This is a genomic window from Ruegeria sp. CF5 (genome assembly GCF_056537325.1).
The window spans coordinates 427,103-443,260 of sequence record NZ_JBQFRI010000002.1 but is presented as its reverse complement, the minus strand read 5'-3'; the positions used below and the strand labels follow the sequence as shown (position 1 = coordinate 443,260).

Annotated in this window: 17 protein-coding genes; 2 read left to right on the top strand and 15 right to left on the bottom strand. The window is 51.9% G+C overall.

The annotated features are described in order from the left end of the window. The 6 genes from ACR0NW_RS08405 to ACR0NW_RS08380 form a co-directional block, all read right to left on the bottom strand. On the bottom strand, window positions 1-783 hold the full coding sequence (locus tag ACR0NW_RS08405) for a DUF4391 domain-containing protein (protein WP_480449974.1): 783 nt from the start codon (window positions 781-783) through the stop codon (window positions 1-3). Beyond that, window positions 780-3,998, bottom strand: coding sequence for a helicase-related protein (locus ACR0NW_RS08400; RefSeq protein ID WP_480449973.1), 3,219 nt, complete (start codon window positions 3,996-3,998; stop codon window positions 780-782). Before ACR0NW_RS08400 ends, ACR0NW_RS08405 begins: the two co-directional genes overlap by 4 nt. After that, entirely contained in the window at window positions 3,998-4,186 is a 189-nt protein-coding gene (mads1, locus tag ACR0NW_RS08395) for a methylation-associated defense system helix-turn-helix domain-containing protein MAD1 (protein WP_480449972.1), read from the bottom strand. The genes ACR0NW_RS08400 and mads1 overlap by 1 nt, the downstream gene beginning before the upstream one ends. 115 nt (window positions 4,187-4,301) lie before the next feature. After that, complete coding sequence (locus tag ACR0NW_RS08390) at window positions 4,302-6,569, bottom strand: AAA family ATPase (RefSeq protein WP_480449971.1); 2,268 nt, start codon at window positions 6,567-6,569, stop codon at window positions 4,302-4,304. Window positions 6,570-6,642: 73 nt separating this feature from the next. After that, entirely contained in the window at window positions 6,643-7,878 is a 1,236-nt protein-coding gene (locus tag ACR0NW_RS08385) for a hypothetical protein (protein ID WP_480449970.1), read from the bottom strand. Continuing rightward, on the bottom strand, window positions 7,875-8,336 hold the full coding sequence (locus ACR0NW_RS08380) for a plasmid mobilization protein (protein WP_480450170.1): 462 nt from the start codon (window positions 8,334-8,336) through the stop codon (window positions 7,875-7,877). Before ACR0NW_RS08380 ends, ACR0NW_RS08385 begins: the two co-directional genes overlap by 4 nt. A 485-nt stretch (window positions 8,337-8,821) precedes the next feature. Between ACR0NW_RS08380 and ACR0NW_RS08375 the strand changes: the two genes are divergently transcribed. Continuing rightward, the gene (locus tag ACR0NW_RS08375) at window positions 8,822-8,992 is read left to right on the top strand and encodes a hypothetical protein (protein WP_480449969.1); all 171 of its coding nucleotides are present in this window, start codon (window positions 8,822-8,824) and stop codon (window positions 8,990-8,992) included. After that, the gene (locus ACR0NW_RS08370; RefSeq protein WP_480449968.1) at window positions 8,989-9,198 is read left to right on the top strand and encodes a hypothetical protein; all 210 of its coding nucleotides are present in this window, start codon (window positions 8,989-8,991) and stop codon (window positions 9,196-9,198) included. Before ACR0NW_RS08375 ends, ACR0NW_RS08370 begins: the two co-directional genes overlap by 4 nt. Here ACR0NW_RS08370 and ACR0NW_RS08365 read toward each other — a convergent pair whose 3' ends face one another. The 9 genes from ACR0NW_RS08365 to ACR0NW_RS08325 all read right to left on the bottom strand — a co-directional run bounded on the left by ACR0NW_RS08365 (window position 9,199) and on the right by ACR0NW_RS08325 (window position 15,697). Beyond that, on the bottom strand, window positions 9,199-9,669 hold the full coding sequence (locus ACR0NW_RS08365) for a hypothetical protein (RefSeq protein WP_480449967.1): 471 nt from the start codon (window positions 9,667-9,669) through the stop codon (window positions 9,199-9,201). Window positions 9,670-9,715: 46 nt separating this feature from the next. Beyond that, on the bottom strand, window positions 9,716-9,946 hold the full coding sequence (locus ACR0NW_RS08360; RefSeq protein ID WP_480449966.1) for a hypothetical protein: 231 nt from the start codon (window positions 9,944-9,946) through the stop codon (window positions 9,716-9,718). Beyond that, entirely contained in the window at window positions 9,943-10,215 is a 273-nt protein-coding gene (locus ACR0NW_RS08355; protein WP_480449965.1) for a hypothetical protein, read from the bottom strand. Before ACR0NW_RS08355 ends, ACR0NW_RS08360 begins: the two co-directional genes overlap by 4 nt. Further along, entirely contained in the window at window positions 10,203-10,658 is a 456-nt protein-coding gene (locus tag ACR0NW_RS08350) for a hypothetical protein (protein WP_480449964.1), read from the bottom strand. The genes ACR0NW_RS08355 and ACR0NW_RS08350 overlap by 13 nt, the downstream gene beginning before the upstream one ends. Before the next feature lie 15 nt (window positions 10,659-10,673). Further along, entirely contained in the window at window positions 10,674-10,901 is a 228-nt protein-coding gene (locus tag ACR0NW_RS08345) for a hypothetical protein (protein WP_170716965.1), read from the bottom strand. A 229-nt stretch (window positions 10,902-11,130) separates the two neighbouring features. Next, window positions 11,131-13,233, bottom strand: coding sequence for a VapE domain-containing protein (locus ACR0NW_RS08340; protein WP_480449963.1), 2,103 nt, complete (start codon window positions 13,231-13,233; stop codon window positions 11,131-11,133). Then, on the bottom strand, window positions 13,230-13,505 hold the full coding sequence (locus ACR0NW_RS08335; protein WP_480449962.1) for a helix-turn-helix transcriptional regulator: 276 nt from the start codon (window positions 13,503-13,505) through the stop codon (window positions 13,230-13,232). The genes ACR0NW_RS08340 and ACR0NW_RS08335 overlap by 4 nt, the downstream gene beginning before the upstream one ends. 91 nt (window positions 13,506-13,596) lie before the next feature. Then, window positions 13,597-14,451, bottom strand: a complete 855-nt coding sequence (locus ACR0NW_RS08330; protein WP_480449961.1) for a hypothetical protein — start codon at window positions 14,449-14,451, stop codon at window positions 13,597-13,599. A 70-nt stretch (window positions 14,452-14,521) separates the two neighbouring features. After that, on the bottom strand, window positions 14,522-15,697 hold the full coding sequence (locus ACR0NW_RS08325; RefSeq protein WP_480449960.1) for a tyrosine-type recombinase/integrase: 1,176 nt from the start codon (window positions 15,695-15,697) through the stop codon (window positions 14,522-14,524). Window positions 15,698-16,158 lie beyond the last annotated feature (461 nt).

Sequence of the window (16,158 nt, the reverse complement as noted above, 5' to 3'; positions counted from 1 at the left end):
TCACAATTCGTTGCGAGCCGCTTCGATGCGGTCGCTCAGTTGTTTGATCTTGGTGTTCAGGCTTACCTGAGTGCCAAGGTTTTTCTCTTTCTTCAGCTTATTGCGGAGTTCGCTCCGCTCCTGATGAAACTTTTCGATCTGTCGTAGCGCCTCTAGACGCTCCGTCTTGCCTTTGGGCGTCTTGTCCGCTTCAGTTTGCATTTCGTAGCATCCCGTATGGGCGGCACAGTTCAGGGCAATCACCCGCGCGACGGCATCCTGAAAAAAATCGTACAGGTTGCGGTAGCTAAAATTTGTAACACGGAAATCAGACAGGAAGGCGGCCTGCGCCGCATCAGGCGCAGCCGTGTCTATCCAGCCCGTGTCATAGCTGGCCTCCGTCACGATCTTGTTTGCATCGGCACGGTTGATCCGCTTGTCGGCGGCAGAGATCGCCAGCCGCGAACCGCAGACGAAAACGATCAACAGTGGGTAGGGGATGGCCTTTTGAATCACCGAGGCAATCCGAGTGTGGCGATCTGCGGCAGTTAGCATCACCTGCAAGATCGCGACCTCAAGATACTCGTGAGCGTTGTCTTCAAGCTTCGGGATGTTGATCGTTGAAGGCTTGATCGTGTAGCTCCATTCGATGCTGTCGATGTCTTCGACAAAGGCCTTCTTGTCAGTCGCTCCAAGCTGTCCGTGCTCATAAAACTGCTTCTTGAACAGGCGCTTGCCGAGGTGGCAAGTCTCTGGCACAGCCAGATTTTCGTGGAACTGATCGATGGTGTGAATTTCCGTCATGGTGTGTTCACTACCATGTAGCTGACCACCTCGAAGTCCTCCATGCCCTGGAAGCTATCTTTGGTGAGGTTCGTGCCGCCACGCGAGAACAAACTTTCGACGCCTTTTTCTTCAGCCTTGCCGACCACGCTTGCGACGGCAGCCTTAAGCAAGGCGCGGTAGTGGCTCATGTCGCGCCCGTTCTTCGTCGTGGCGTTCATGCGGGCGACGGCCTCTGGATCCACAAAGCGCTTGCCGAGGCCGTGCTTCTTCAAGACATCGAGCACCTTCTTCGATTGCGTGAAGGTGAAGCTCACCTGCCCGTCATCGCTCACATAGGTGAGGTAGTAGGGTGCAAGCGCGTAGCCATCATCGTTGCTGACGGGCTTGCCCACATTCTTCAGGCAAAAGATCACGCCCGCAGGCAGGCCTTCCAGCCTGAGCGCATGGTCAAGTGTCGCGGCTGCGAAGAGACCTGTTGGGGCGCTTTCCAGCACGTCCAGGTTCTCTTTCATGAAGGCCGACAAATCCATGCGGAAGTCGTTGAGCGTCAGATCGGCAATCGATACGCCGCCCGACATATCTTCAAGGTCAACGACAGTCTTTTGGAGTTGTTCGAGTTGCTTGCGCCGATACTCCAAATCTTTCATCTGGCCTGCGCTATCCTGCTCGATGACGTTCTCTTCACCCGTGGCTGAGATGTCGAGCAGCACCATACGACCGCTCACTCGCGCTTCCAGGTTGATGTACTCATCCAGCTCCATATTCGGCCAGAAGTTGGCGAGCTGAATGACTTCGTTCTTCGAGCCTAGACGGTCGATTCGACCGAAGCGCTGGATAATCCGCACGGGGTTCCAGTGGATGTCATAGTTGATGAGATAGTCGCAGTCCTGAAGGTTCTGGCCTTCAGAGATACAGTCCGTAGCGATAAGTAAGTCGATCTCTTCCGTCGCTCCTTTATCAATCTTCGACCGCTCCTTTGAGACGGGCGAGAAGGACGCAAGCAGACTGTCGAAGTTACTGCTTTGCCCTGGCATGTTCGTCTTGTTCGTGCCGCTCCCCGTGATCTGCGCGGCGTTGATGCCGAGCGTATCCCTCGCCCATCCCGCGATGTTTTCGTAAATGTAATTTGCCGTATCGCTGAAGGCTGTGAAAACAATGATTTTGCGGTTGCCTGCGTTGATCGGGTTCTTGCACTTTTCGGCGATCAAGTCGCGCAATCCGTGGAGTTTTGCATCACGGCTCGCGTCGATCTTACGGGCTTCGTCCAGCAACTCGGTGAGCTTGGCGCGGTCTTCCTGCAAATCCTGACGCCAGCGATGTTCGTCCATATCCTTGATGAGCACCTTCACCTTGCGCCCGATCAGGTAGGCGTCGAAATCTGGATCATCGGTTTCTACATCCTCGATTCCAAGTTCTTCGATGTCCTCGGAACTGTGGCGCTCCAGCTTGTCGAGCAGGCTTTCGACCTCGCCGAGCAGTTTCTCCAATGTCAGGCCGAAGGAGTTTATCGAACTTTCCATGCGCTTGAGTAAGTTCACGCGCATCAGGTGGATAAGGCTCTGCTCACGGTCGATCTGGCGGAACACCGACTGACCGCCTTTGACCCTCACATCGTATTTGCGGCTGTACTCTTCCCGCTTGTCTGCCCGCACATATTTTAGCGGCGAGTAGGCGCTTAGGTTTAGCCTTCGGATAGTGCGGTTAATCTCACGCAGCGGCGGGAACTGCCCCTGAGTATCGATGTCAGCCTTTATGTTGATCGGCTGGAGGCGTTCAGGAAACGAGCCGATTTCCGTTACATCGTAGTACTTCTCGATATGCTTTCGCGACCGAGCAATGGTCAGCAGGTCGAGCAGCTTGAAATAGTCAAAGTTCATGCCGTCGAGCAGGGCTTCGACCGTTCTTTCATTCTCCTCCTGGCGCAGCCAGTTGTTGAAGCGTGTCTGCGCCTTTCGCAGTGTTTCCTCAATGCTGCCGATGCCTTGCTCACTATAGGCGCTATCAATGCCTTCTGTGATGAAGGCAACCTGATTCTTCAGGTCATTCATGCGGTTGTTCACGGGCGTTGCCGAGAGCATCAGCACTTTCGTCTTGACGCCCGAGCGGATGATTTCATCCATCAGTCGCGAATAGCGGGTAAGGCCTTCCTTAGCCGAGCTGGAGTTCCGGAAGTTGTGGGATTCATCGATCACCACAAGGTCATAGTTTCCCCAATTTAGCGTTTCGAGATTGATCTCTCCTGACCGGCCTTGCAGGCGGGTCAGATCGGTATGGTTCAAAACATCATAGCTGAAGCGATCTGCCGCGAGCAGGTTGCGCGTGTCGTTGACTGTGTAGACCGTCCAGTTGTCCCGCAGCTTCTTCGGACACAGGACAAGAACGCGGTCATTGCGCAACTCGTAATATTTGATGACCGCCAGCGCTTCGAACGTCTTACCAAGGCCGACGCTGTCCGCGATTATGCAGCCGTTATATTTTTCGAGCTTGTCGATTGCGCCAAGAACACCATCGCGCTGGAACTTGTAGAGCTTGTTCCAAACGATGGTATCCTTGAAACCAGTCTTCGACTTGATGATGTTCTCTTCATCGATATCTTCGAGGAAGTCCTTGAAGATATTGTAGAGGGTCAGGAAGTAGATGAACTCTGGCGTCTGATCAGTGACGAGCCGTTCCAGCCGCTCCAGAAGCAGGGACTTGGCGTCTTCGACGGCATCAGGGTCATTCCAGATCGCCTCGAACCACTCCAGCATTGCTTGAGTGCTTGGCGCGTCTTTCGCGCACATGTTCATGTGGAAACGATTGGAATCCGAGTAACCGAAACCTGTTGAGGTAAACCCCGAACTTCCTTGAATGCCGATGGCATCGCCATCCTTGCTTTGTGCAAGCAAGAGGTTCTGCCCGAATGCGCGAGGGTTCTTCGCAACCTTGATGTCCGCTTTCTCGGAGAGCCATTTGGCGCACTCTTTGGCTATGCGGTTCTGGTCAAGGCGGTTCCGAAACCGTAGTTCGAATTCATCGCCCGCCAGCGCAGCGGTCTTTCCGTCAGCCATATCGTTTGACGGCTCTTGAGCCAGGATAAGGCGAAACACGTCGAGCCCCTTCAACTCACTTCTTAGGGATTCAAAACCGTAGATCGAGAATAGGCCCGAGATCACTGAAAGTCGCGAGCCCGCGTTCAAATGCTCGCGCAGGGCATCTCCGACCTTGCCGTTCTTCTTGTTGTCCAGAATCATTAGTTGTTCGCCCCGCCGTCCTTCATTCGTTCGACAATCCAAGCATCAATCTCTTGCTTTCTAAATCGCCACGCGCCCCCAACCTTGAAGCCTGGGATCTTCCCCTCCGCTGTGAGCCGATAGGCGGTCTTTTCCGTTATCTTCAGATAGGCCGAGACTTCCTTGATCGTCATTATGTCGGTCTGCATGCCTCGCCTCGGAAAAATGGTCGCATAATGAGAAAATACGGAAAGAAACGGGAAGCACAACACTCAGGTGAGTCCCTTGCTCACCCTTATCCGGAGGACGCTCGCGCGGAAGTGCCTACTGTGCGACCGCTTCTGTGACAACTAACGCCTTTGCCCCATCATCGTTGGCTGCGACGGGAAGCGCGACATAATCATCACCCATCATCATCCTGAAGTGCCCGCCGTGGTCGGACTCTTCGAAAATTCTTTGGAACACGTTGAGATAGCGATCAACCTGGCCGGGGTCACAAGCCATATAGAGGTCATCAGTAGCGAAGTGCGATCCGTCATTCACCCACGAGAGCAAGGTGCTACAGATCATTTTGTCCTTGCCGTTGAATCTTTCGATAATGTCTTCAGGTGTTATGCCGCCATAAAATTTGAAGTAGTGTTCAAGGATTCTGCGCATGACGTTCTGTATGGCCGTATCCGAAGGTGGCTTCTGCCTAACTTCTCGCCAGAGCAGTTCGTAGCTTGACTTGATCGGGTTCTCGTCAAATGGCATGAGTTCTGAACGCTGCGATGCTTTGCGCACAACCCAGAATGTCTCATCACTTTTGGCTTTGGCGGCGCTACGTTTCTTGTCGAACGTAACTTCCTTGTGGAAATAGATATTGTGCGTGAGCACAAACACCTGTTTGATCGAGCTTGTGCCCGTGCGCATTTCGGCGACGATGCTCTTTATCAGATTGCAGACAATGAAAAGGATGTCTGCATCGAGGCTCGAAACTGGATCATCGAACACAACGACCTTGTCATTTGTGCCGCCGCTCGACCTAAACGATCCGCCAGCCAGATAATAGAAATACAGAAAGGTGATAAAGGATTTCTCGCCTTCACTTAATGTTCGCTTTGCATCGCTACCGTCCGCCCGCTTGACTTCATAGAAGCCGCTATCCGAGCTTTCGGCAAGATGGAAGTTGGTGAAGCCAAACGATTTCAGGAGTTTGTTGATTGCGTCAATCGTTGGCTTGATGCTGGTGATCTTCCGCTCATTCTCCTCTATCTCTTCTTGCTTGGCTTCAAGGTTTTTTGTCTCAGTGTTTATCTGGCTCTCCAGCGAGGTGATCGCTTTGTCGAGCCCACCAGTTTCCGCCTTGAACTTATCGTAGATTGCCTTTGTGTCTTCGAGCAGCCTTTTCCAAACCTGTGACGTCAGTTCTTTCTTTCGCGCAGCGAGATTATCGATTGTATCGTTGTTTGCTATTATCTTCTTGTTGGCCGCGTTGATAAGGGCATCCACCGCTGAGATTAACGGGGCTGTGCTAGTAAGCGTGGCGACGGCACTTGGTTCTTTTCGCTTAGCCGTGATGTGCTCAATATTGCTATCCAGAGCGAGGCCAAGGGCTGCAACGTCCTTTTCGTAGGTCTCGCGGTCAAGGTAGGGCGACTCAACAATATCGGTGGCTCTGTATGCGTTCAGTAAGTCTTTTGTTGCATCAGCATAGCCGGCGAGCAGTTTGTCGATTGATACGAGGTCGGAGATGTAACTCTCGTCAAAATACGCTTCCAGGCTCTGCTTGAAGGCTGCATCCGTCTTTTGTTGGCAGAATGGGCACTGGTCCTCTAGTTGATCAAAGTATTGCCGTCCCTGCTGCACCCAATCGCTGTTGCCGAGCTTTTCGATTAGCGCCGCGATGTCCACGTCTTCTTTTCCGATGATCTTCTTCTTCAGGATCGCTGAGCCTTCTAGTATCGATATCGTCGAGCTATCCTGATTGGGCAAGACTGTTGCCTTGGTTAACGACCCCGAAAAGACCGTTGCCGCGTCTTCACGTAGTTCTGAAATATCCCTCACTGTAGCGATGTTGCTCGACGCTTCTTTGAGATAGCGGTCGCAGAAGCTTTTCTTGTTGTTGTTCAGTCCTGTGAAGGCTGCTTCCAGTTTATCAAACTTCTTTTTGGCGCTCCATACATCCTCCACGATCTGCGCGGTGAGCGCTTCACGTTCTTTCTTCTTTCCGCTTGCTCCATCTTCGCCGAAGAGATTCTTTCGGAGCCCACCAAGCTTTGTTTTGATTACATCAGCCTCGCCCTTGAGAGTCTTGATCTTCTCGGCGATCTCGACGTTCTCTCCGAATGTGTAGATACCCTTGATGCTACTTTCTGCATCGAAGTGCTTTTCGACAAAATCCTTATTGTAGACGCGGGTTTCCAGCGGACTGCCGCCCGCCCAGGTTATTTGGCAGTCGGGGAAAGTTCCCGAGCCTTCGATAACACGGGAAATCGTTGTCTTGCCTGATCCATTCGAGCCGAAGATAAAATTGAGCTTCTTCAATCCTTCGAGCTTGGTGCCCGTTGCATCGTACGCGCCTTGGTTTGCTAAATGGATAGCTTCAATCATTCGTGACTCGCTTGAAAATCTTAAAGTTGTGACAGCAACCTGCCACTCAACCCGATTTTCCTGCAAGGATTTTCTAGACTAACGTCATGCCGTCAGATCTATGGGTGGCCCGTTTGAGCGCGGCATTTGCCTTCTCTATTTGTTTTCGAAGTATTGCGGCCAGCTTGCGAAGCAAGTTCGGATCGCCGGGGTCTGGGATCGGTTCAATGCCAGTCGAAGTTACATCGTCTGAGCGGTTATCTGCAAACTGTGCCGCCAGTGGCCGCAAACTTATCGCTGCCAGTGTCAGTTCCTTACTCTCTTTCAGCTCCTGCTGATTGCCTGAAAGATTTTCAGAAGAGCGTTCATGCGAGCTATTATGGCCTGGTTGCTCTGGTGAATCTGCTCCTGCCCTTGGATGATCTGCGATAGCAGGTCCCGCAAAGTTGGGTCGGGAGCGGGCTTTGTTGGCTCTGAGTTCATGTAATATCTCCTGTGTTTTTGAAGTGAATTTGGCTACGTCTTGGGCTTTGATTTTCAAAGTTCTGTTTGCGTTGTGATCGCGGATGCCTTCCGGGGTTTCGATCATAATCCGGCTTCGACCGCGTCCTTCGGGAATGGCGTCGGCCAGCTCTAGCCATTCGCGCTCGATCAGCTCGGCCAGCTTGGCGGGCTGCTGGTCACGGGGCAGGGCGGCAATGGTTGTGAGCTGGTGGCGTAAGGCTGGCAGGTCAAAACCTGATCGCTTGGCCTGCTGGTGCTGATCGTTGGAAAAGGCAGCTCTGGGGCGCTCGTCGTCGCCCAGCTCAGCGGCCAGGCGGTCGGCCAGCTCGTCTTTGCCTTGTTCTCGCAATCTCATTTCAGCAAAAGCATTGTTCGCGCCGCTGGTGAGCTGGTGGCCGAATTGCAGTTCGCAAAGGCGGCTAACAGCTTCGTCTTTCGCCTTGCCGCGGAAAAGCTTGTAAGTCTTGCCGGTCACACTGTTCTGAGCTGGTCGCACTAAGTGATAATGCTTTTGGGTCGATCCATCTGCGCGCTTGCTTTCGTGCATCGCCAGCGTTTCAGGATCATCTCTATCGAATCCGAACTCCTCGCGGATCGCGGCGACGGTCGCGGCCAGCTCGTCGGGTGTCAGCGCTTCGTCAGGACTGATGATGATGTGCAACAGGCCGTTTTTGCGGCCTCTGAGCTGTGCAAAATCGTCGGCGACTAAGAGCTGATCATTGCTGGATGTCAGGACGTCGACGCGCTCGTTGTCGCCCTCTGCAACCACATAGTTGCAGATGCGGGGGCCATCGCCTGCGCTTATGCCACCCGTCTTGATTATCATCCGGCGTCCAACTCGTCGGATGTGTCAGTGGCGGCGGGCTTCAGCTTCTTCAGCTCGGCGCGCAGCTCGGCCAATGGTTTGGCAAAGGCTCTGCGGCCCTGATCCAGAACGCGGCCCATCGCCTCGAATTGGGTGGCAGTCAGAGTGCCGGATTGCTGAGCCTCATTGATCGAGTGTTGACATTGGTTAATGTTCGTAGCGATGCCGACAAGCTGGCGGGCGATGGCTTCCAACTTCGAGCTGTTCGGCGGCGCAAATGTGGTCCTGCCGAACGTCATGAAACGAACGTAGTCAGCTTGCGATAGCTCGTTTCGATGCGCCCATGTTTTCAATCGGGCGGCGTCGTCTGGGGTCAAGCGCATCTTGAAAACATGCGTCCTGTTTGGCGGTTGGCCCGGTGCGGGCCCAGGGGCCGCAGGGTCAACGCTCTGCGGGGTCTCAGGGGCAATAGGGTCCATCATAAAAATCCTCATTTTTCTGTGGCCCGCCACAGGGGGTCAAGGGGGAATGCAACTCCCCTTTGCAAGTGTTCGTCGGTCCCGGAGGGGCTAGACGATCCCACTTGCTCTTTCCTAAACCCCCAAATGTTCAGGCGCTGATTTGTAAATTGCAGTGAAACATTAAAATGCAAATTCAGAGGGATAGCGGGCCACATGAAAGGGTCACAAAGAGAACTGTGGACCGGTGGGAACGGAGGGCCACAAATTGGAAAAAGAAGAGATTCCCCAGCGTGAATCTGGCGAGATTATCACAGCAAAAGAAGCGTTTCGCCGGTGGCTGCTATAGGCAGTTTGTTCCCCGCATTTGCGGGGGGGCAGAAGCCATGTTTTCGGACGTGGTTGCAGGGTGGGCCTCATGGCTCACCCTGAAATGTTTATAGAACATTAAAGCCAGCTTGCGTTCCGCCTCGATCTGCACACCTGCAAGGCAGGAGGATCAGGCAATGAAATTTGAAGAATTTGAGCTGAAAAGAGCAATGGATACGGCGTTGCGCGAACATTTTGAGCTGCAAAGAACGATCATTGATCATCTGGAAAGGAGCGAAAAGCGGGAACGTGCGCTGTTAGCTATTTTTGGTGAAGCGCTGCTACAAGAGACGGGTGGCAGGAAATGAATATTATCACGGTGATGTTCAACATGTTCGCCATCAGTTCGAAGGAGCTGCGGCGAGCATTTGCTCGGGCGGTTGGCCGCCCTTCAGGAGTTGGGTTTCGGAAGAATAAGAAAACGGTGGCAACTGCGCGGATGTTGTTGCTGGCATATGCGGCAGCTCATCGAGCGCGCCGGGACATTGCCTTTTTCAGCGGTCCAGGGATGTGATCAGCGCGGGCCTAGTTCGCGGTTGATGATCCCTGCAATATCGACCGCGCCTGGGTCTTCTGGATGGTCGATCTCGTCGCCAATTTCTTCCAAAATCTCAGAAATTCTCAGCTTGGTTTTAGCCTGAATAAACTGCCACCATTCGCGGTTACGCTCGGGCAGATGCGCAAGCTGTTTCACGGCTTCTGCGACCGTCACAGCCTCTGTTTCGATCAGGGCGGGGCGTAGTCGTTCGATCTGGTCAGGTGTCATGAATTGGGGCCGGATACGGCCAGCCATTGCTGCGGCGTCCACCGCTGCGGAGTCGTCAAAATTGCAGGGGTGTGTTTCAAGATTTTTGGTCATTAGATGCATATGTGCCAGCCAAAGAAAGAGACGTTTAGAAGTCCTCAATTTGCCGCCCCGAGCAGCAAGGGCAGGTCTTGTATTTTGTGCGGTGACTGCAATTTGAGATTCAGCAACTGTTAGCATGGCGGGGGCAGGTCTCAGGGTCGGGGTAGAAGTGCCTCGGCCCTTTTTATTCGTCGTTGTCCTCAATCTCGATCTGGCCACATCTCTGGCACACCCATTCGCGGCTTGTTTCGGTGAATGCGACGGTGTGTTTGGTCTGCTCGTCGCACACGTGGCATTTAAGGTTTGCCATTGAGAAATTTGCACCGTGTTTTAGGCCGAAGAGGGCAACGATTGCTTCGTCGAACTCGTTGTCGACCCCGCCTTTTGAGCTTGCAAATCCGAAAACGTGGTTCATCGCGGGGCCATACTTGTTAGAGGGGTGATCGCTTCTTCCAGCTCAGTTTGTGTTGCGCGAAGTCGCTTAATTACGCCAAGGATTCTATTGCGGACCTCTGGCGCAAGATTGCTTGTTAGCTCGCTTTCCAGCGCCAAGATGAAACCGCCAATCACTCCGATCATTGCAACCGCCAAATCGCTGAACTCAGCGCCGTTTTCGTTGACTTTTGCGAGAACAAAGTGAGCTGACTTTAACGCAGCTTCTGCTGCTTCGATTATTTCTGACATTCGATTACCTTCGGCAACTTAGTTATTTGTTTCTTATTTTTTTCAAAGTTTTTGTCACTGACGGTTTCAATAAAACTTTGCAGGTGTGTGAGCGCTTCACGGTTTGAAGTGTTGTCGTCGCCATAATTCAGGATGTGTTCTAGAACCGCAAGCCAAGCGCCAGATTTGATCCTCGTCCGAATATGTCCTCTGGGCTGCCGCTGAACGATTACGTGCCAGATCGAGCCTCCTAGGTAGTGTACCTGTCCCCTCTTACCCTCAATGTTCTCAACAATTGGTCCAATAGCACCAATAGGTATTTTCACTTCGCCTACCTCATCGTACCGCTGGTAATATTCCGCTACTAACACTTCGCTGAACTTCTTGAGCTTCTGTGAGGTTTCATCTGTGCAGTTACTTTCGGTTGCGGATATCATGTCTGTGTTTGGGCCTTTGGTAGTCATGCTCTGCCTCTTTCTTTATTGTGCTAAACTGCGGTAGCGCAGATGTAGCGACTGGTAGATGTCGCACAACTCGCGATGCAGCCTGTTGTAGCGCATGTCGATTTTTGTCAGGTTTAGGCAGTCCGGTGGCGAGATGTGATCGCACAGGATGTTCAGCGCTTCCTCAATCTCGAGGGCGCGGACTTCTAACTCGGCGGTTTTTATTGCATCGCGGATGCAGTCAAGGGCTGTGATTTTGGTCATTCGGTTTTCCTCTTTGGAGAGTTCGTTCAGAATGTCTAGGGAACGAAATGGACCGCTGTTTAGCAGCGCTCACATAGCTGTATGCGCAAGTTGCTTTCTTCAGTGAAGCGAGTGAAGAGTTTTTCCTTGAATGGAAGAATCTTCAACAAAGTGCCTAATAACATGCACTTATCTGTTGTGTTGGGTTTTGGCTTTCTCTGCCTCACCTTCTTCACCACCTTCACCATCTTCACTTCGCCTTCATCGATTTGTCGTCGGGAACAAACCTCACAGCTCCCTTTCCTTCACCTGAAGTGATACGTCCGGCTCTTTTCCATCCCTGTGCCACCAATTCTTGTGCGACCCGCTTGGCTAAAAGCGGTGTCATGTCGGCGCGCTTAACACCCATCTTGCTCAACACCTGCTTGGCAGTCACTTCCGTGTGGCCGTGCACCGCCTTACAAATATCTTCACTCCAAGGATCGATGGGACGGCGATTTGAAACTTCTTTGCGAGCAATTTTCTCCGCCTCACCTTCGAGCCACCATCTCTCACCTTGACGATATAACTCGACGGCCTCGGCCCAAATCTGGTCTCGGTCGCGGGCAAGTGCATTGATGTCAATTTCTCCAACACGGACAGGCCAAAATCGGCGTCCACCGGTTTCGTCACGTTGCCAATCTTCTTTGTTGGTTGTGCCAGCGAATACGCATCGACGGGGTTCGCTAACCTCCTCACGACCATAAGCCGGACGGAATGTTTCCACCTGCCTCGAAATGAATGCTTTAACCGCATCCACTTCTCTCCGCATCGCCTCTAGTTCGCCGACTTCGATTACCCACTTTCCACGCAAAAAACTTGAAGCATCCTTGGTCCCCATCGCTGGAAGAGCATCGCTGAACCAGTCAACGCCGGTCAGAGTTGCCAAGGCGGTAGATTTTTTTCGTCCTTGGGAGCCCTCTAAAACCAGCATATGATCAGCTTTGCACCCCGGTGAAAGGCCGCGAGCAACTGCTGAAATGCACCAACGCTTGCCCGCCTCGGAAGAAAAAACACTTGGTTCTGCTCCGCAATAAGCGCTTAACCAAGTGTTTAAACGCTCCTCTCCGTCCCAAATTAAGTTGTTTAGATAATCTTGGAGGGGATCAAAGTAATTGTCGCGGCAGGTCTTTCGTACAGCTCCTTGAACAATATCCATGCTGGTTCGTGGAAAGCCATTTCGATTGAACCAGCATTGAACAGCTACGTAGTCATCATCTTCGAGAGGACGAGGAGAGCTACCTGCTTTTTGTCCAGGAATTGGCCTCAACAAGTACTTTTGCGCGGTGAACCCATTGTAAGCTAAAACACCTGACCATTCTGGGTGTTGGGAAAGCAGAGTAAGTGCATTTGCTGGGTTAAAGAACGGACGACCTTTGTCGTCCCGAACTAGGCTCAGTTCGCTATGGCGGAACTTTGGTTCCGTGTTTTCTTTTCTTTGTTTGGGGCCTCTGGGTTTCTCGATACCAGCCTTAAAACCACTATCGATGGTGCGCCAAGTTTCCAAGGAGTCGAGGCCAATGGCACAAGCTGCTGCCTCCAGTCGCTCACGAACCAATGCTTCACCTAAGTGACCGCCAGAGACGACCTCAAACAGTGCGGACGCAGATTTGAACAACTGATGATTGCGACCGCCTACTGGTGTGGCGAGTAGTGCAGCTAGTTCAGATTGCAACGCCGCTTGTGCCCAACGGTTGTCGATGTCGGCATTTAAGCTGTGCCTGGGTTCAGCCTTTTCCTTTTCTGGCTTCAACACTGACTTCAGCAGCCAGTCTGGGCATTCGGCTAATTCGAACAACCCAGGTGGGTTCTTCCAGCGGTATCTTTGGTCAAACCCAGGCCGGACGGAAGGCACTCCTAATACCATCCCTCCATCAGCGCGTACGTCCACACCTGGTGCTACTTGGCCTGCCGAGTTGCGAATTTTAGTGCCTTCCGGCCACTTGAAGTATAAATGCCAAGAGCCGGTGGGACTGAGGGCTTCCACCGTTTCAGGCAGAGTTCCGTTGGCATCGATGAGGGAGAGCAAGTTGGAGATCCCATCTGTCTTGTGCCCTTGCAGTGTATCCGCCTCGATCACAAAAAAACCGGACTTTGGTCCCGTGACGATTCCAACATTAGCGGATGGCCATTTCTGCCAGTCCCTCGCAATTACACCTTGGTCCGTAGTAGCGCCCCATTTTTGACCGCCACAGTGTTTCTCGGATTTGTAAGACTTTTTCTCTCCGGGCGGCACGGGAAAAACATGCCACCCTCGAGCAGCGTACTCAGCCGCCGATTTAGCGATGCTGGTATAATCAGTGCGCATGTTCATTGAAAATTTCCGGTCAATGGCGAGACAAAGGAGGCTGGCTCAGTTTTCTGAGGTGCAAGAAGTACTTTCTTCGCGGCTTCAGGTTCAAAGCGCCTGGATTTGGCGTCCTCGATGACCTCCACAATCTCCGAGCGAGGCCAGCGTGACAGGCATCCGATTTTGACAGCCGGTGGTACTGTGCCATCGGCAACCCTGCGCCAAAATGTTGGCACTGAGATTTGAAGATACTGCGCGCTCTCAGAGGCGGTAAGAAGTGGATCGATGTTGTCCATTGATCAGCCCTTTCATGTTGTGACTTGGGCTGATCCTGAACGATGAATTCGTTGCAACGAACTACTTAGCGTTGCGAATTATTTGAATGAATTATAAACGGACTGTTTTTAATTTAGTTTTCAGTACGTTGAAGCTCAGCTTAGGCCCACCTTTCGGCCCAGGTTTGCCTAATTTGACATTTTCCCTAGCAGCATCAGCCCAAATTACATTCCACGAAGCGTCTTTCATCTTGGGAGCCAATTTTTGCTTGATTTCTTGCTTGTTCCACCTTCCCTCGATGCTCAAAGTAAGGATGTCGTGGACCAAGAGCGCATCGTAATCCATCGGAATATCTAGTTTTGCTTTCTTGAGATCTTCAAAAAACCTGCTGAAATCCGACCCTGCGAATGTGATCGGTTGATAAAGCTGCGCTCCGTACAAGATCCGCAGATTAGAGTTCGCGCCATGCGATCCTTTGCCTAGAGAAGGTAGGTACTTCAAATGCCCTGATCCAACTGTTCCAATACGGACATCGATATGAGTGTTCGCAGGCCCAGTTTCGTTGTCTGGACGTCGGAATAGTTCCGCACTGACAGCTGCCGAACCGCCAGTAGGCATCAAAACTTCTGCCTTGTGTTTATTCGAGCTTACGAAATCCCAAGTGAAATCTTGAGCAAGCGTCAAAAAATGGTTGTAGAAGTAGTCCCAAGCTTCATCATCCTTGTAGAAACCACTTACGGCAGGAGCGTCAAGAAAAGTCGGCGCTGGGAAGCCACTCTGTTTTTCTTTAGGTTTCTCTTTCAATTCGTAAACAGTTCTTTTTCGCCCACCAGGGAGCATCAATATCGCAGGATCATAGTCTTCTTCTTGCCCTACAATTTCTGAGGCGGCGTAGTAGTTAGGCTCGTCGTCGCGCACATCACCATCGGGATCCCATCTGAAGGTTGGCATTTTGCTTTCGATCAAGGACAGGACTTTTGAGTGGATGTCGTAGAGCGACGTTCTGGTTCGGTCGTTTACAAACAATTGCTGGCCTTCATGTCTTGGTTGCGAAGCTGGTTACGTGTTTCGCCCACTTCTCCATTAGAGGGCGACGTTTATCGAGAAACTGGGTTCGACGGTAAGCATCCATAACTTTGTTCCCGCTTGAGTGAGCCAAGGCAGCTTCTGAGATGTGCTCGGGAGTATTCGTGGCTTCTTCGCACCAATCGCGAAAGCTTGACCGAAATCCGTGAGGTCGGGCATCTAAGTCCCTTCGTTCCATCAACCTTGCCATTGTGGCGTCGCTTAAAACGCCTTTTCGTTTGGCTGGAAACAAATAACCGTTTCGCGCAAATGGCTTCGCCAATTTGACTACGTGTTGGGCTTCTTTCGAAAGTGGGACACGAAAGTCATCATCTTCGCCAACCTTGGATTTCATTTTCTCATGGGGAATGGTCCATAAATCTGATGAAAGTTCCTCCGTCCGCAAGAAGCGGATGGGCCCTGATCGCATTGCGGTAAGTATTAGCAGGCGTAAGGCAAGATGTGTCGGTGTCGGCTCGACGAGACTAGCGTAGAAGTCAGGCACATCTTTCCAGTGCATCGCAGGAATGTGTTTTACTTTGTGGCGCTGTTTCCCAAGCAGGATTTTTGCCTTCGCAACCGCCTGAAGGTTAACATCGATATCGTGTGCGGACGCATGGCGAATACAAATTCCCAATCGTTCAATAGCCTTTTGGGCTGTGGATGCTTTTTCGTGCCAAATAGGCTGGAGGGTGTTCCGAATATCGTTTTGGTCGATTAGAGAGACTGGCATCGAACCCAGCTTAGGAAGAACATGAAGCTCTAACGGACTAAACCAGCGTCCCGCTTCACCGTCGTTTTTTAACTCGGCCTTTCGAGCTTCGAAGGCGTCTTGAGCTATATCGCGAAGCAGGTACAAATCTCGCGCGGCTTCCTTTTTTTGTTTCTCCCTCTCTTTGATCGGGTCCTTGCCTTCTCGTAGAACTTTTCTCCACTTTTCTGCTTCATTCCGTGCCTCTTTCAGCGAGACTTCTCGGGCGGAGCCTAAGCCCATTTCTCGTCTGCGGCGGTACAATACGTACCGGAGAAACCATTGAGCCCCGCCGTCAGCGCGTTTGTGCAACCAGAGGCCGCCGCCGTCGGAGTACTTTCCAGGTGGTGAGTTCTTTACTTTAAGTGCGGTAAGTTTATGAAGCGCTCTCGTCATTTATCCACCTTAGTGTCCACCTTTTGCCGCGAGGTTTGATGATGGCTATTGATAGATCCTGAGATTAAAAGAGGCAAGTAACTATCTAAAAATAAAAAATAAAAATGAATAACGCTGCTCGTTGAGATCGGCTGATTGTAGGTGATACGTGATTTCGAAGCGTCTCGACCGCACCAGAATCCAGAGCCCCAAGCGCAAGGTCTCGCGCGAGATTCCTGAATGGAGCGTTTTTCTGGTCGGCAGCAGTTCCTGTGCATGCGCCGTTTGGTAGACGAGCTCTCCCTTTTACATTATGTGAAGCACCGCCCAGAACTAGGATGATTGATTGTTCGCATCTTGCTCGATCGTGGAGCCTGCAAATTGGATGTGTAGCCCTTGAATATCGGCGCTAATCCCGAATAACCGATGCCAGGTCTAATAAACGCTGAAAAGAAAGGTGGCTTACAGTGACGTGCGCCGAA

What these genes read in the sequence shown, in the direction of transcription:
- ACR0NW_RS08405 (WP_480449974.1), bottom strand. Translation starts at nt 783, where the DNA reads ATGACGGAAATTCACACCATCGATCAGTTCCACGAAAATCTGGCTGTG.
- ACR0NW_RS08400 (WP_480449973.1), bottom strand. Translation starts at nt 3,998, where the DNA reads ATGATTCTGGACAACAAGAAGAACGGCAAGGTCGGAGATGCCCTGCGC.
- mads1 (WP_480449972.1), bottom strand. Translation starts at nt 4,186, where the DNA reads ATGCAGACCGACATAATGACGATCAAGGAAGTCTCGGCCTATCTGAAG.
- ACR0NW_RS08390 (WP_480449971.1), bottom strand. Translation starts at nt 6,569, where the DNA reads ATGATTGAAGCTATCCATTTAGCAAACCAAGGCGCGTACGATGCAACG.
- ACR0NW_RS08385 (WP_480449970.1), bottom strand. Translation starts at nt 7,878, where the DNA reads ATGATAATCAAGACGGGTGGCATAAGCGCAGGCGATGGCCCCCGCATC.
- ACR0NW_RS08380 (WP_480450170.1), bottom strand. Translation starts at nt 8,336, where the DNA reads ATGGACCCTATTGCCCCTGAGACCCCGCAGAGCGTTGACCCTGCGGCC.
- ACR0NW_RS08375 (WP_480449969.1), top strand. Translation starts at nt 8,822, where the DNA reads ATGAAATTTGAAGAATTTGAGCTGAAAAGAGCAATGGATACGGCGTTG.
- ACR0NW_RS08370 (WP_480449968.1), top strand. Translation starts at nt 8,989, where the DNA reads ATGAATATTATCACGGTGATGTTCAACATGTTCGCCATCAGTTCGAAG.
- ACR0NW_RS08365 (WP_480449967.1), bottom strand. Translation starts at nt 9,669, where the DNA reads ATGCTAACAGTTGCTGAATCTCAAATTGCAGTCACCGCACAAAATACA.
- ACR0NW_RS08360 (WP_480449966.1), bottom strand. Translation starts at nt 9,946, where the DNA reads ATGAACCACGTTTTCGGATTTGCAAGCTCAAAAGGCGGGGTCGACAAC.
- ACR0NW_RS08355 (WP_480449965.1), bottom strand. Translation starts at nt 10,215, where the DNA reads ATGTCAGAAATAATCGAAGCAGCAGAAGCTGCGTTAAAGTCAGCTCAC.
- ACR0NW_RS08350 (WP_480449964.1), bottom strand. Translation starts at nt 10,658, where the DNA reads ATGACTACCAAAGGCCCAAACACAGACATGATATCCGCAACCGAAAGT.
- ACR0NW_RS08345 (WP_170716965.1), bottom strand. Translation starts at nt 10,901, where the DNA reads ATGACCAAAATCACAGCCCTTGACTGCATCCGCGATGCAATAAAAACC.
- ACR0NW_RS08340 (WP_480449963.1), bottom strand. Translation starts at nt 13,233, where the DNA reads ATGAACATGCGCACTGATTATACCAGCATCGCTAAATCGGCGGCTGAG.
- ACR0NW_RS08335 (WP_480449962.1), bottom strand. Translation starts at nt 13,505, where the DNA reads ATGGACAACATCGATCCACTTCTTACCGCCTCTGAGAGCGCGCAGTAT.
- ACR0NW_RS08325 (WP_480449960.1), bottom strand. Translation starts at nt 15,697, where the DNA reads ATGACGAGAGCGCTTCATAAACTTACCGCACTTAAAGTAAAGAACTCA.